The 14,428-nt window shown below is 49.2% G+C and carries 18 protein-coding genes; 15 read left to right on the top strand and 3 right to left on the bottom strand.

What is annotated here, in order from left to right; genetic code table 11:
• Window positions 1-236 precede the first annotated feature (236 nt).
• The 5 genes from BM485_08485 to BM485_08465 all read left to right on the top strand — a co-directional run bounded on the left by BM485_08485 (window position 237) and on the right by BM485_08465 (window position 4,482).
• Window positions 237-830 (top strand): hypothetical protein, encoded by a 594-nt coding sequence (locus BM485_08485; GenBank protein OKY75735.1) that lies wholly within the window; start codon window positions 237-239, stop codon window positions 828-830.
• Entirely contained in the window at window positions 823-1,236 is a 414-nt protein-coding gene (locus BM485_08480; protein OKY75734.1) for an NUDIX hydrolase, read from the top strand. Before BM485_08485 ends, BM485_08480 begins: the two co-directional genes overlap by 8 nt.
• Before the next feature lie 171 nt (window positions 1,237-1,407).
• Window positions 1,408-3,144, top strand: coding sequence for a 30S ribosomal protein S1 (locus BM485_08475; protein ID OKY75733.1), 1,737 nt, complete (start codon window positions 1,408-1,410; stop codon window positions 3,142-3,144).
• A gap of 24 nt (window positions 3,145-3,168) precedes the next feature.
• A complete protein-coding gene (locus BM485_08470) occupies window positions 3,169-4,095 on the top strand; it encodes a hypothetical protein (GenBank protein ID OKY75732.1) in 927 nt (308 codons plus the stop codon).
• A gap of 84 nt (window positions 4,096-4,179) precedes the next feature.
• Window positions 4,180-4,482: an integration host factor subunit beta gene (locus BM485_08465; protein OKY75731.1), complete on the top strand. Its 303-nt coding sequence runs from the start codon at window positions 4,180-4,182 to the stop codon at window positions 4,480-4,482.
• Between the two features lie 12 nt (window positions 4,483-4,494).
• Here BM485_08465 and BM485_08460 read toward each other — a convergent pair whose 3' ends face one another.
• Entirely contained in the window at window positions 4,495-5,109 is a 615-nt protein-coding gene (locus tag BM485_08460) for a threonylcarbamoyl-AMP synthase (GenBank protein OKY75730.1), read from the bottom strand.
• A gap of 178 nt (window positions 5,110-5,287) precedes the next feature.
• On the bottom strand, window positions 5,288-5,692 hold the full coding sequence (locus tag BM485_08455) for a hypothetical protein (GenBank protein OKY75797.1): 405 nt from the start codon (window positions 5,690-5,692) through the stop codon (window positions 5,288-5,290).
• Window positions 5,693-6,009: 317 nt separating this feature from the next.
• Between BM485_08455 and BM485_08450 the strand changes: the two genes are divergently transcribed.
• The 10 genes from BM485_08450 to BM485_08405 all read left to right on the top strand — a co-directional run bounded on the left by BM485_08450 (window position 6,010) and on the right by BM485_08405 (window position 13,603).
• The gene (locus BM485_08450) at window positions 6,010-6,441 is read left to right on the top strand and encodes a (Fe-S)-binding protein (GenBank protein ID OKY75729.1); all 432 of its coding nucleotides are present in this window, start codon (window positions 6,010-6,012) and stop codon (window positions 6,439-6,441) included.
• A 7-nt stretch (window positions 6,442-6,448) separates the two neighbouring features.
• Entirely contained in the window at window positions 6,449-7,588 is a 1,140-nt protein-coding gene (locus BM485_08445; protein ID OKY75728.1) for a hypothetical protein, read from the top strand.
• A gap of 245 nt (window positions 7,589-7,833) precedes the next feature.
• A complete protein-coding gene (locus BM485_08440; GenBank protein OKY75727.1) occupies window positions 7,834-8,610 on the top strand; it encodes a chromosome partitioning protein ParA in 777 nt (258 codons plus the stop codon).
• A 25-nt stretch (window positions 8,611-8,635) separates the two neighbouring features.
• On the top strand, window positions 8,636-9,532 hold the full coding sequence (locus BM485_08435) for a chromosome partitioning protein ParB (protein ID OKY75726.1): 897 nt from the start codon (window positions 8,636-8,638) through the stop codon (window positions 9,530-9,532).
• Between the two features lie 5 nt (window positions 9,533-9,537).
• Window positions 9,538-10,344 (top strand): hypothetical protein, encoded by an 807-nt coding sequence (locus BM485_08430; protein OKY75796.1) that lies wholly within the window; start codon window positions 9,538-9,540, stop codon window positions 10,342-10,344.
• Window positions 10,341-11,258 (top strand): dihydroorotate dehydrogenase B catalytic subunit, encoded by a 918-nt coding sequence (locus BM485_08425; protein OKY75795.1) that lies wholly within the window; start codon window positions 10,341-10,343, stop codon window positions 11,256-11,258. The genes BM485_08430 and BM485_08425 overlap by 4 nt, the downstream gene beginning before the upstream one ends.
• A gap of 1 nt (window position 11,259) precedes the next feature.
• A complete protein-coding gene (locus tag BM485_08420; protein ID OKY75725.1) occupies window positions 11,260-11,502 on the top strand; it encodes a hypothetical protein in 243 nt (80 codons plus the stop codon).
• Window positions 11,495-12,220, top strand: coding sequence for a hypothetical protein (locus tag BM485_08415; protein OKY75724.1), 726 nt, complete (start codon window positions 11,495-11,497; stop codon window positions 12,218-12,220). The genes BM485_08420 and BM485_08415 overlap by 8 nt, the downstream gene beginning before the upstream one ends.
• 10 nt (window positions 12,221-12,230) lie before the next feature.
• A complete protein-coding gene (locus BM485_08410; GenBank protein ID OKY75794.1) occupies window positions 12,231-12,944 on the top strand; it encodes a haloacid dehalogenase in 714 nt (237 codons plus the stop codon).
• The gene (locus tag BM485_08405; protein OKY75723.1) at window positions 12,941-13,603 is read left to right on the top strand and encodes an SAM-dependent methyltransferase; all 663 of its coding nucleotides are present in this window, start codon (window positions 12,941-12,943) and stop codon (window positions 13,601-13,603) included. Before BM485_08410 ends, BM485_08405 begins: the two co-directional genes overlap by 4 nt.
• Here BM485_08405 and BM485_08400 read toward each other — a convergent pair.
• Window positions 13,600-14,376, bottom strand: coding sequence for a hypothetical protein (locus tag BM485_08400; GenBank protein OKY75722.1), 777 nt, complete (start codon window positions 14,374-14,376; stop codon window positions 13,600-13,602). The genes BM485_08405 and BM485_08400 overlap by 4 nt on opposite strands.
• Window positions 14,377-14,428 lie beyond the last annotated feature (52 nt).

The following is a 14,428-nucleotide window of genomic DNA, read 5'->3' as shown; positions in this document are numbered from 1 at the left end:
GGCATAGGTTCCTATACCGCACGTCAATGCATGTGCGCCGTGCAAGCGGGCGATTTTTACTTCGCCATCCTTCGTTTCGACTTTTTGAGAGTCTTCGGACGATTGCCAAAAAAAATAAAACAAAAGCGACTATGCCGCTCTTGCCTCGATTTGTCAAGAGGAGGGTGATGAATGCTCCTCCGAATATGGTAATTTGATCAAATTATCTTTTCCTTTTTTTAATCCGGTGTGAAATTATGCGTCGATATTCCGCCATTCGTCCTGATCTGATAGGCTTTGATATAGATTGTGTCGTCGCCGACACCATGGAGGCATTTATCCGTCTTTCCCAGGCGGATTACGGCATTGCTGTTTCTCCTCATGAAATTACCTCTTTCCAGGTGCAATCGTGTCTTGCCATGGATGAATCCATTGTAAATGAAATTTTCTCTCGTTTGCTCACTGATCCGGTTGCAAATGGTTTACAGCCGGTTGAACATGCGGTTTCGGTTTTGACACAATTGTCGACTCATGCGCCCCTGACTTTTATTACCGCCCGGCCGCACGCTGAGCCGATCGACAACTGGTTGCGCACGGTTCTGCCCCAGGCGGTTTACGCCAAGAGCCGATTGGTCGCCATGGGCGACCATGACGGCAAGGTGTCCCATGTGAAGCAGATGGGGCTGCACTATTTTGTTGATGACCGGCTTGAGACCTGCCTTGAGTTGGCAAAGTCCGGTCTTTTCCCCATTGTTTTCGATCAACCGTGGAATATCGGCAGGCATGCCCTTGCCTCGGTTGCGAGCTGGATCGGCATTCGAGAAATGGTCGAGGTCCTTGCATATGCCTGAGTCATGCTCTTCTCCGCGATTCCGCAACCCATTGCCCACCGTTGATATCATCATTGAAATCGGGGGCGGCATTGTTTTGATCAAGCGGAAAAATCCTCCGCATGGCTGGGCGATTCCCGGCGGATTTGTTGATTACGGCGAAACGCTTGAGGCGGCGGCGGTGCGCGAGGCAAAGGAAGAAACCGGTCTTGATGTCCAGCTTGTGCGGCAGATGCACAGTTACTCAAATCCCGCCCGTGATCCCAGGTTTCATACGATTTCCACTGTCTTTATCGCCCGTGCCCAGGGAATTCCTCACGCGGATGACGATGCGGCAGAGGCGCGCATTTTCACCGCCGACAATTTACCCGAACTGGTGTTTGATCATCGTCACATACTGGTCGATTATTTTAACCATGTCTTCTGATGTGCGGTTTGACTCCGCCGTTTTTCAGTCCTCCATGATTTTTTCCACATTTCCCCGTTCAGCCACCTTCATCTCGTAAAATTTTCGCAAATACTCATATTTAAAGTTGTCTTTACACCTTGTCTTTGGTATAAAGTTTTTTTCTAAATTGGCTAAGGAGGATTAAGTTTAATGGGAAACAGTGTAACAGAAAACAAACAACATGATGGTTTTGACGCCATCGAAGAAGGCATGAGCTTTGCGGAGCTCTTCAATGACGAGCAATTAAGCGTTGCAAATGTTGGAGATGTCGTTCAGGGGACCATTATCGGATTGACAGACAATTTTGCCGTTATTGATATCGGTGACAAGTCTGAGAGTGAGATTCCGCTGAGCGAGTTCAGGAGCGAAGGCGAAGATGCCGAGGTGCAAATCGGCGATGTGTTCGATGTCTTTGTTGAAAAGCGTGAAGCAGAAGGCGGACTTCGCCTTTCACGGGAAAAAGCCATCGGCATCAAAGTCTGGGAAGATATTGCCAGTATTCAGGAGGCCGACGGCACCATTAACGGCCGTATTGAAAGTCGCGTCAAGGGCGGGCTTTCCGTTGATATCGGCGTACCGGCATTTTTGCCCTATTCTCAGATTGACCTTCGCCCGGTTAAGGATCTGGATAATATGATCGGTCAAACTTATGAATTCAAGATTCTTAAGTTCAACCGGAAGCGTAATAATGTCGTTATCTCTCGCCGTGCAATTCTTGAGGAAGAAAGACAGAAACTTCGTCATGAGATGCGTTCTTCCCTTGCGGAAGGTTCCGTTGTGGTTGGTTCCATTACCAACATTACGGATTACGGTGTCTTTATCGATCTTGGCGGCCTTGACGGTTTGTGCCATATCACGGACCTCTCTTGGGGCCGTGTCTCCCATCCTTCCAAGTTGTTCAAGGTTGGGCAGGAAATTGAGGTCAAGGTTCTTAAATACGACAAGGATACGGATAAGGTTTCTCTCGGTGTCAAGCAGTTGAAAGCTGATCCGTGGTCCACCGTTGAAGATAAATATCCTGTCGGTTCCCGTGCTGTCGGAAAAGTGGTCAGCATTACCGATTACGGTGTTTTTGCCGAGCTTGAAGAAGGTGTCGAGGGTCTGGTTCATGTTTCCGAGATGTCATGGTCGAAGAAGACGCGCCATCCCTCGAAAATTGTTTCCGTCGGCGATGCCATTGATGTTTCCATCTTGAATATTGATGTCGATGCCAAACGAATTTCCCTCGGCATGAAGCAATTGCAGCCCAATCCTTGGGATCTGGTCACGGAAAATTATCCGGTCGGCTCGATTATTGAAGGAAAGATCAAAAATATTACCGATTTCGGTATTTTCATCGGGATCGAGGAAGGCATCGACGGTCTTATCCATGTTTCCGATCTTTCATGGACAGAAAGAATTAAGCATCCATCGGAAAAATATTCCAAGGGCCAGACAATTCAGGCTGTCGTTTTGAAAATTGATCGTGAAAACGAGCGATTTTCACTCGGCATCAAACAATTGACTCCTGATCCCTGGCAGCAGGCCATTGAAAAATATCCTGTCGGCGCCCTTGTTCAAGGAAAAATTACCAATGTGACTGATTTTGGTATCTTTGTCGAGGTTGAAGAAGGAGTCGAGGGCCTTGTTCATGTTTCTGAGATCAGCAAAGACAAAGTCAATACGCCAGTCGGTATGTATAATGTCGGAGACACAATTGAAACCAAGGTTATCAGTGTTTCTGCCAAGGATCGTAAAATCGGTCTTTCCGTTAAGGCAATGTCGGATGACGGTGAAGAACTGAAACTCGAGGATTACAAGAAATTCCAGGCATCATCCGGTCCTTCTACTTTGGGCGACCTGTTGAAGGAAGAGCTTGATAATCAAGAACGTCGGGAAGAAGAATAGTTCACCATTCTTCCGGTTTCTTTTATGTCGCAAGAAAGGTTATTCCGCCAGAAGCACCCACTCATTACAGGTTTTTTTATCCTGGGGATGATCAGTGTTTTCTTCTGGTTTGGAATAACCTTTTTTGTTTCATCGATGAATCGTCATGTTGATACATCAGATTTATTCAGTTCAAATAGTGTTGAGATCGGAGTTGTCCAGCTGAAGGGTGTTATTGCTGATGCTGAAACCGCTATCAATCAACTGTCACGGTTCTCTCGCTCGAAATCGATTAAGGCCATTGTTGTGCGAATCGACAGTCCTGGTGGCGCTGTCGGCGCTTCCCAGGAGATTTTTCACGAGATTTCCAAGGTCAATGCTGTCAAGCCTGTTGTTGCTTCCATGGGATCCGTTGCCGCCTCAGGGGGCTTTTATGCCGCATTGGGGGCTGGAAAAATTCTCGCCAGTCCCGGCACCTTGACCGGCAGTATGGGCGTTATCTTGAAATTTCCCAATCTCGAGCAGATATTTCAGAAAATCGGCTATAAGGACGAGGTTATAAAAAGTGGGGAGATGAAAGATATCGGCTCTCCCAGCAGACCCCTTTCCGTAGCCGAGAGACAATTACTGCAGAATTTGATAGACGAAGTGCATCAGCAATTTATCAAAGACATTGCCGCCAGCAGAAAGTTGGATATGGAGAAAGTGCGCCGGGTCGCTGATGGACGGATTTTTTCCGGTGAAACAGCAAAACAGCTCGGCTTGATTGATGATTTTGGAAATTTTAATGATGCGGTCACACTGGCGGCGAAACTGGCGGGATATGAAGACGCAGTCCCGTCTTTGATTTATCCGGAAGAAGACCGGTTGTCGTTGATGAAGTTGCTTGCGGAGAACAAATTCGGGGCTTTTTTCCGCCAAGCAACCGCGTCACACCCTTTATTGTCCTTTGAATGGTCGTATGGTCATTAACGGTTCTTCCTTCATTAGCATCTTGTAGAATCCTTCCCCTCACGAAATCATCGTAATTAATTGAGTTGCTTCAGGAATTTCACTATGCTTAAACGCGATTTGGTAAATGCCGTTTCTGATCAGATCAACGGTCATTTGAAAAAGGATGTGAATCAGGTTGTTGATATTATATTGGATTCAATTTCCGACGCTCTGCATGACGGCAGAAGGGTTGAGATACGCGGCTTTGGCAGTTTGAGTGTTCGTGAGCGCAAATCAAGAACCACGAAGAACCCCCGAACTTCGGAGGTGATGCATATATCCTCCCGTAAAAGTGTACATTTCACCATGAGTAAATCGATCAAGGAGCCATTGGTTCTTGTTCATAATTCAACTAAAAAAGGGTGAAGATGATCGCTTTCAACCTAAAAAGAGCGCGGTATCTCCCTTGCCGAAACGCAAAATTTCGGGCAACTCCGTAACTAATGAAATGACGCTTGAAGGGGCGGGCGGGGGGCAGGGACTGTCTATGATCAAATCAACCAGGTTGCCCAGATTGTTTTCCACATCATACGCATCCAGTGGGTCTCTTTCCTCCTCGCAGCTTGCCGTCGTTGTCAACAACGGGTTGCCCAGCGAGTTGACCAGATAACGGCAGATGTTGTTGTCCGGCACACGTATGCCGACTGTTTTCTGTTTGGTCATCATGATTTTCGGTACTATTTTCATAGCTGGAAGCACGAAGGTATAGGGACCGGGTAAGGATTTTTTCATCAACTTGTACGCTGTGTTCGAAAGAAAACAGTATTGACTGACATCTTTTAAATCCGCACAAATAAAGCTGAATGGCTTTGCCTTGTCTCTTTTTTTTATCTGGTAGATTTTTTTAACGGCCTTCTGGTTAAAAATGTCGCATCCTATCCCGTAAACCGTATCGGTGGGGTAGGCGATGATCGCTCCTTGCCGCAGCGCTTCAACTGCTTGATCAATGAGGCGCTGTTGGGGATTGTCTGTGTTTATCTGCAATATTCGCATGGAATTTTTGTGCTTTCCTCGGAAGTCAATTATCTTGTTTGCCTTAATTATAACTTATTTTGTGTCTTTTTAAGGAGCATTTTTTCATCCGGCTGCGGTTGTCGTGCCCCACATACTGTTTACTTGTGTCCGGTTACCCCCTCTTTCATCTTATCTCTTTCCCCTTTTTTTTCGGTATTCAAGGGCATGAAAGGATATCCTGTACGATTTCCACGACTTGTCGGTCAGGATCATTGAGCAGACTTTTCAGTGGTTCTCGAGCCTCGTCTGTTCCGATTATTCCGAGAAGTGTCGCGGCATCACCGCGAACATAATTTGTTTCAGACCGCAGTTTGGCACGCAGCGAGGGAATCGCCAGTGGCAGGTCGTGCGGATTGCAGCGGGACAATTCTTCAAAAAGCACTGCCATGCCGATTCGCACCATATATCGCTCATCGCTGATAAGGTCACCGCACAACAGATAGTTCTCTTTATCTTGCCGAAACATAGCGGCAATGTTTTCGATGTGGCCCATTTCGATGAAATCAGCTATTACTTTGATAAAATCTTCTTTGCTGATGTACGTGTCTTTTTTATTTCTCATTTCCGTTTGTTGGCGATAGAATTTTCTATTCATGGTTCCTGTTTCAGCAGGATGGTTCGCTTTCCCGGCCTGCGTTTGGCGGCTCGTCTGAGAAAATTCGGCTGATGTTGCGCGCCAGGTCAGTGAGCCATGCGCAGCAAGCTGAAATTGTTCTGCGAGACTCTATACCTTCTTCGTCACGGCAAGCCAAATGTTTTTCTATTCCATGGGTGTCGGTCTTTGTTTTTTTCTCTTGTCACACCATGCAGAGAATACTTGCATTGTTTTTGTTATCCGTTTAACTAGAATTTAATTCTTTTTTTCTCACGAGGTGTTTTATGTATTCACGAATTTATGTTTTACGATTCCCCAAGGAAACCAGTGACAAGCCGATTATCTGCAAATTAGTAGGTCAGTATGGTGTTGAATTCAATATTCTCAAGGCCACCATCTTGCCGCAACATGAAGGGTTGATGGTGCTTGAGTTGTTGGGGCACAAGAATAATGTCCGGGAAGCACTCGATTATCTTCGTGGTTTCGGCGTCAAGATCGAGTCCTTATCGACCATAATCCGGCGTGATGACGATAAATGTTTTCAGTGCGGCGCCTGTACTGGTATATGCCCCACAGGAGCCCTTTATGTCAGACGGCCGGATATGGCTGTTTTGTTTGACCCTGACAAGTGTACCGGTTGCGGTCTTTGTGTTACCGTGTGTCCGGTCAGAGCGATGGAAGTTTCTTTGCTGCAATCAATGAATTCTCTGCCGTAAATGTTTTATGCTGATTAATGCCGAAAGACTTTCACATCACTTTGTCACCCTGTGTGAAATTGACAGCCCTTCCCGTCGCGAGGCTATGCTTGCCGCCTTTTTGCGGGATCTTTTTGCCGGGATGGGCGCTGATTCCATTTTTGTCGATAATTCATCGCCTCTTACCGGATCTGATACCGGAAATATCATCGTCCGTTTTGCCGGTGGCAGAGACGATCTTGCCCCTGTCTGTTTTAACTGCCACCTTGATGTGATCAATCCCTGTATCGGCGTTAAAGTGCGAAAGATAAATGATGTTTTTTTCAGCGACGGACAAACCGTGCTGGGCGGGGATGACAAGGCCGGCATAGCGGTTCTCATCGAAACGATTCTGAGTTTGCGGGAACAGAATATTGCGTTTGCCCCGCTTGAGCTTCTCTTTACCACCTGTGAGGAGATCGGGTTGCTCGGGGCCAAGGCCTTTGACTGTGGCCTGCTGCGTTCTGTTTACGGGTACGCCCTTGATTCCACCGGTATCGACAACGTTGTTGTCGGTGCTCCCGCCTCTCACGCAATTATTGCCGAAATTCATGGTTTCGCCTCTCATGCCGGTCTGCGGCCCCGTTACGGGATTAATGCAATTCAAATCGCCGCCCATGCTGTGGCCAATCTTCCCATGGGACAACTGGATGATGTTTCCACCGCCAATGTCGGTATTATTACGGGTGGCACCGCGACCAATATTGTGCCGGCATACGTTCGCGTCGATGGAGAAATTCGTAGCCATGATGCCGCAAGATTGCGCCATTACCTTGATTTGTATCGCGAGATCTTTGCCGGGGCGGTCGATGCCTGGCACGATCCGTATCATCTTGTTTCAGTCAAGCCGTCACTTGTTTTCCAGGCACCGCAACAATACCCTGTTATGCGGCTTTTCGACACGAGTCTGCCCGTTATTCGTGCTCGTCAGGCAGCAACCGCTTTGTCCAGATCGCTCGATTTTATTGTTGCCGGCGGCGGCAGTGATGCCAATATATTCAATGCCGCCGGGATCCCTTTTGCCATCCTCGGCATCGGCATGGAACATGTCCACTCAACCTCGGAATCCATCTCGCTCCATCACATGATTCGCACTGCGGAACTTGTTTCTTCTCTTTTAACTTCTTGATATTTAAACAAAATAATCCAATTGTTCCACGTGGAACAATTGGATTGTCGTTTGTCTCGACCTGGGCGAACAAGGGGCAAGTGCGTTTGGGCTATGACGCTGGAAAATCGAAATCAAAAATTGCACTTGTGGAAGACGGGTTGATCCGGTAAAAAAGAATGGAACGCTCGGCGTTGTGTTGGTGTGAACGCGGGGCCATTTGGTGGTTAAGGATAACTTGTTTGGAGTTGAAGGGGTGGGGAGAAATGGCAAGAGGGAAAATTGTTGCATTGGCAAACCAGAAGGGTGGGGTGGGTAAAACGACCACAACAGTTAACCTGGCGGCAGCCTTGGCCAAGATCGGTCATAAGGTGCTGGTTGTTGATTCGGATCCCCAGGGCAATGCATCAAGCGGTCTTGGGGTGAGCGTCAAGGGAATGGAGAGGCATCTGTATCATTGCTATCTTGACAGAGATCAGGTGGTGAAAAGCATCAAACAGTCGAGTTGTCTGGAGAACCTCCACGTCTTGCCGACCCACATCGATTTAATCGGGGTGGAGGTTGAGCTGATGTCAGCCATGCAGCGGGAGCAGTATCTGGCAAAATTGCTGGAACCGCTGCTGGAATCATATGAGTATGTCTTTGTCGATTGCCCTCCGTCCCTGGGACTTCTGACATTAAATGCATTGACAGCAGCTGATTCGGTCATAATCCCGCTTCAGTGTGAATATTTCGCCTTGGAGGGATTGAGTCAGCTTATCCGGACGATTCGTCTCGTCAAGCGCTCCTACAATAAAAGACTGAACATAGAAGGGCTGGTTCTTACCATGTATGACCGGCGCAACAGATTAACATTCCAGGTGGCGAAAGAGGTCAAGCAGCATTTCCAGGAAAAGGTTTACAAGACGGTTATTCCGCGCAATGTTCGTTTGAGTGAATGTCCGAGTTACGGCAAGCCGGTCATGGAATATGACGCCCGGTCGGTTGGGGCGTTGAGCTATATGAATCTCGGCAAAGAGTTTATTAAAAGGCAGGCTGCGTGATGCGCCGGCTGCTGAAGATGAAAGGATTGTCATGAAAAACGGCGATAGATTGGGGCGGGGTTTAGGCTCGCTCTTGTCCGGCTCCCTGGAAATTGACGACGAAAAAAAAGAGTTTTTTCGTTGCCCGGTTTCCTTGATCAGCCCCAACCCGTATCAGCCGCGACGGGAAATGGATGATGCTGCGCTTACGCAGCTGGCTGAATCAATACGGGAAAAGGGCATTCTGCAGCCCCTTGTTGTCCGCGAACTTGAAAGCGATGGTGGTTATGAGCTGATTGCCGGAGAGCGACGGCTGCGGGCAGCGAAACGGATCGGTCTTGACGAGGTGCCGGTCATCGTCAAACAGGCAACTCCGGAAGACAGGCTTGAACTTGCGTTGATTGAAAATATTCAACGCCAGAACCTCAATCCCATTGAGGAAGCGGTTGCCTATAAGCGGCTCATTGATGAGTTTCAACTGACCCAGGACGAGGTGGCGCAGAAGGTGGGCAAGGAAAGATCGACGGTTGCCAATATTATGCGGCTGTTGCAGTTGCCGGACTACGCGAAAACCGATGTTGTCGAAAATCGATTGAGCATGGGCCACGCCAGGGTCATGCTTGCCATAGATGATGCAAATCAGTTCCGGGAATTGCGTGATAGTATCATCAGTCAGGGCTTGTCGGTGCGGCAAACGGAAAAAATTGTCGCCAGTCAAAAGAGCGGGACCGGCAAGAAGGCCGCAGCAAAAAAACAGCAAGGGAATAAACCAATCCCTGAGGCCTATTGTCTGGCCCTTGCTGATGAGGTCGGGAGAATGCTGGGCAGCAAAAGCCGGATTGTCCAGAGTGGGGCGCGGGGAAAAATCGAAATTGAATATTATTCATTGGATGACCTGGAGCGAATCCATAAATTGCTGACTTCGATGCAGAGTGATTTGTGATGAAAATGGTGGTTGGAAAACAATTTGAACAGCAGGTTCCGGTTGATGATATTCGCTGTGTGCGAGATATTTGCACACTGGCGGTGCGAAGCAGGGAGATATGCGCGGCAGCCCGGCCTGGCCAGTTTGTCATGGTGAAGGCGTCAGGCGAACGATGTGATGATCCGTTGCTGCGCCGTCCTTTCTCTGTGCATCGCATCAGCGGCGACATTTTGACCATCATTTTCAAAATTATCGGCCGGGGCACCGACCACTTGTCCCGGATGACGAATGCCGGCACGGTGGATGTGCTCGGCCCCCTGGGGAATGGATTCAGGCTGTCGGAAAAGGCAAAGGTTCATTATCTTGTCGGCGGTGGAATGGGAGTGGCACCACTGCAGTTTTTGGCGGAAACAATCCGGGGGGAAATGGCCGGGGCTCATGTGGTGGCGCTGGTGGGCGCCCGCACGGCCAGTGAATCAGATAATTTCAGGGCGATTTGCGATGTGCCGGATATTGAAGTCAAAATTGCAACGGATGACGGCAGTGCCGGGCATCATGGTTTTGTCACCGAGCTGCTTGCCGCAGATATTGACAAAAAGAAAGAAATGCAGGTCTATTGCTGTGGCCCCCATGTGATGATGCACAAGGTCGCACAGCTTTGTCGCTGTCATGGGGTCAATTGTCAAGTTTCGTTGGAATCGCACATGGCATGTGGAATCGGGGCCTGCCTGGGCTGTGCCGTCAGTGGTGCCGGTGCGGCAAAAGAAAAAAAATATCTCCACGTATGTAAAGAGGGGCCGGTTTTCGAGGCAGAGCAAATATGGGCATGATGAAACCGGAGCTGCGGGTGAAGCTTGGCGGCTTGCCATTAAGAAACCCGATCATGACGGCCTCCGGCACCTTTGGCTATGGGGCGGAATTCGCGGATTTTGTCGACTTGGATGCCTTGGGGGGCATTGTCGTCAAAGGGGTGTCCCTGCATCCCAAAGCAGGAAATCCCCCGCCGCGGGTTGTTGAAACATCCTGTGGAATGCTGAATGCCATCGGCCTGGAAAACGGCGGGGTGGATTCTTTCATTAAAGAAAAAATTCCCTTTTTGGCCAAGCTGCATTGCGCTGTGGTGGTGAATATTTTAGGAGATACGATTGAGGAGTATTGCCGGCTTGCCGAAATATTGAGCGCGGAGGACGGCATTGATGCCATTGAGGTCAATATTTCCTGTCCGAATGTCAAGCATGGGGGCGTCGCATTTGGTACGGATGCCAAAATGGTTCATGCCGTAACAAAAAATGTCTGTGCACACAGCACAAAACCGGTTTTCATCAAGCTTTCGCCCAATGTCACCGATATTGTTTCCATGGCCGTTGCCGCGGAGCAGGGCGGCGCCACCGCGGTTTCACTCATTAATACCCTGTTGGGAATGGCAATAGATGTAAAAACCAGAAAGCCGAAACTCGCCAATGTGGTCGGCGGATTGTCGGGCCCGGCGATTAAACCGATAGCGGTGCGGATGGTCTGGCAGGTTGCCCGGCAGGTGAAAATTCCGGTAATCGGCATCGGGGGAATAGCGACGGTTGAAGACGTCATTGAGTTTTTGTTGGCCGGCGCAACGGCAGTGCAGGTAGGAACGGCGAATCTCGTTACTCCGTCCATCTCCGGGAAGCTGGTTGCCGGGCTGGAAAAGTATCTGGCTGACAATGAAATACCATCAATCGGTCGACTTATAAAAGGGGTTGACGTCTGAAATGAAGGGCCTGTTTCAGAAAATCCTTTTTTACCTGAAAGTCATAGGCGATAAAAGAACTCCGTGGACGGCTCGGTTTTTTGTGCTGCTTGCCCTTGTCTATCTTCTGTTTCCGCAGGATCTTGTCCCCGATATATTTCCGCTGTTCGGATTGATTGACGATGCGACCCTGGCGGCAATTCTTGTCTGGCTCAGCCTGCGTTTTGTCCCGGCCGAGGTTTTAAGAGAAAAAAGAAATGAATAATGCGCACCGAGAAATTCTCCAGGTTATTTATCACAAGTACGATGAATGGCTGCACAAGGAAAAATTTTTCTGCCGGAAAGGCTGTGCCGCCTGCTGCACGAATAATGTGATGGTCAGCGAACTTGAGGCGGAAAATATCATTGACCACATGGTGAACGAGAAAAAAAGTCAGTGGTTTGTTCAGCAATTAGAACGAAATGAAGGGGTTGGAAGAGTAAAAAGAACGACGAACGGATTTGCCCGACTTTGCCTGGGCAAGGAAGCTGCCGGGGATGATGAGGATGCGAACTGGAACATCGGCAGCTGTCCCTTCCTTCACGGGGACATATGCGAAATATACCGGGTCAGGCCGTTTTCCTGCAGAAGTTTTGCATCCCGGACAGATTGCGCTGCGAGCGGAGCATCCACCCTGCCTGAAAGGATTGTGACATTAAACACCGTTGTCATGCAGCTGATTGAACATCTCGGCCAAGGACAAATGTGGGGCAACCTCATCGATATCCTTTTTGTATTGTGTGATGACGCGAAAAACAGCGACTTGCTGAATCAGCTGCGGAAAAAGGAAAGGGTCAAAGAGGCAAAGGCAAAGGTTCTGCGAGCAGAACGAATTCCCGGTTTTTTGTTAATGCCGGGCGAGGAAAATGAGGTAGAGGGACTGTTGCGGACAATTTACCAAGAAAAAATCGGGCAACAATCCATTGCCGATTTTTTACGATGACGGCGACATGATGCTTGGAAAAAAAATAGAACCGCTGATCAACTGGCAAAGCATTGACACGGTCATGCTGGACATGGACGGGACTTTGCTTGATCGTCATTTTGATGATTATTTCTGGGAAGAACATGTCCCTGAGATCTATGCGAAAGAAAATAACATCGATTTTTGGCAAGCCCATGAAGAATTGATGCGGAAATACAAAAGCCGTGAAGGAACCTTGGAGTGGACGGACATTAATTACTGGTCAAAGGAATTGGGCCTTGACATCGCTCTGATGAAATTACGACTGCATCATCTTATACAGGTGCATCCTTATGTCATTGATTTTTTGGAATATTGTCGGAATCTCGGCAAAAAAATTTATTTGGTGACAAATGCCCATAGCAAGACAATTTCCATAAAGATGCAAAAAACGGAAATCGAAAATTATTTTGATAAAATCGTCTGCTCGGAAGATGTCGGGGTGGCAAAAGAAGAACCGCTCTTCTGGGAGAAATTACATGCTTTTATCGAATTCGATAAAAAGAAGTCCCTGCTGGCCGATGATAACGAGCAGGTGCTGGCCAGCGCCGACACATACGGAATCAGCAACCTGATCTATGTGGCAAAGTCGAGCAGCACACGGCCGGTGGTTTATTCCCGCACCTATCCCTCCATTATTTTTTTCAAGGAACTTTTGCGGGAAACAGGTGGGACCGCATCTGAAAACCGGGGCGCGGGATGAAAAGAAGGAATGAACCGGAGTTGATGGATGAGGCCGGCCAGGTTGCCGCCTATGCCAATGCTGATTTTGAGGAGCCGAACAGCCGCTTCCTGGAAATATTCCGTTCAGCCTTTCCGGAAAAACATGTTCAGGGAACAATACTTGATCTGGGGTGCGGGCCAGGAGACATTCTCGTCAGATTTGCCAGGGCGTACCCGGCGTGCGGTTGCCTTGGGGTTGACGGCGCGGGAAAAATGCTCGATTTTGCCAGAAATGCCGTTTCCCGGCAAGGGTTAGGGGAAAGGGTGCAATTCGTTCAGGCGACAATCCCGACCGACAGGCTGGGGGATAATGCATACGAGGTGATCCTGTCCAACAGTCTCCTGCACCATCTCGCCGACCCGGATGATTTATGGCATGCCGTGAAACGGCACGGCAAAAAAGATTGTCGTGTGCTGGTCGTCGACCTGCTGCGGCCTGAAACAGAGGCGGAGGCGAAAGCAATAGTCTGTCGCTATTCCGGAAATGAGCCGGAGATTCTGCAACATGATTTTTTTCATTCACTGCTGGCGTCCTATACCATGAGCGAGGTGGGGCAGCAGCTGCAAAAGGCGGGGCTGAGCCATTTCACCCTGAAGCAGGTAAGCGACCGGCACTGGGCGGTCACAGGCAGTCTTTAAGCGCCCAGTGGAATCAGCTCTATCTCACCCCACACCCCGAGGTGATCATCCTGCACGATGACGACGCCCGTTAATCCAGGCAAGGTTTTTGCTGCCTCGATGGCATGGTGGACAGCGTTTTTCCCTTTCATTTCATTGCCGAGTCGTGTTGCCGCCGCATCGGCTAACGGTGTGGATGGCGCTAAAACGGTTACCGAATCCGCCTGTCCAAGACTGAGGGAATGGCCGATGGTGCCGGATGAGGTACAGATACCGAGCGGCATCATGGCCGGCGAAATTTTGATGCCCACCCTGTTGCTGAGCGGAGAGCTGCCTGCATAAATAGCGACGGAACTGGTCCTCGTTCTGCTCAGGAAGATGTCCCCGCCATTTTCGATGATGATTTCTTTGCTGCAGCCTGATTGTAATATATCGCGGCCGACAAACTCCGCTATTGCCCCGGCCACGGCGGCCATGGGGCCGACGCCGGCATCATGTGCCGCTTTCATCATTGCCTTGACGAGCGGGCAGGCGGTGGGGTCGATCGGCAGGGGAGAGAGGGTGTGGAGAAAAGCGGGGTTTCTGGCAATATACCCTTCCAATTGGGATCTGTAATGCAACACCAGGCGGGTGGCGAGATCACGGACCTCGCAGTCGGCAAGAATGAACAGATCTGTTTCGCAAACGGTGACGCGGGACGGGGTCAAACCTGCGGCGTCCACCGATTGGCGGTAGCTTCTTTCACGGTAAGAAAGGGGATCCGGTTTTTTGTTTTTTTTGCGCTTTGTTTTCATGTATTACTGAAATCCGGAATGGAGAATAGCAAAGGCCTGCTGTCAATTGCCG

The sequence above is a fragment of the Desulfobulbaceae bacterium DB1 genome (assembly GCA_001914235.1).
In the GTDB taxonomy this organism is placed as follows: domain Bacteria; phylum Desulfobacterota; class Desulfobulbia; order Desulfobulbales; family SURF-16; genus DB1.
This window is presented reverse-complemented; position numbering and strand designations above follow the sequence as displayed.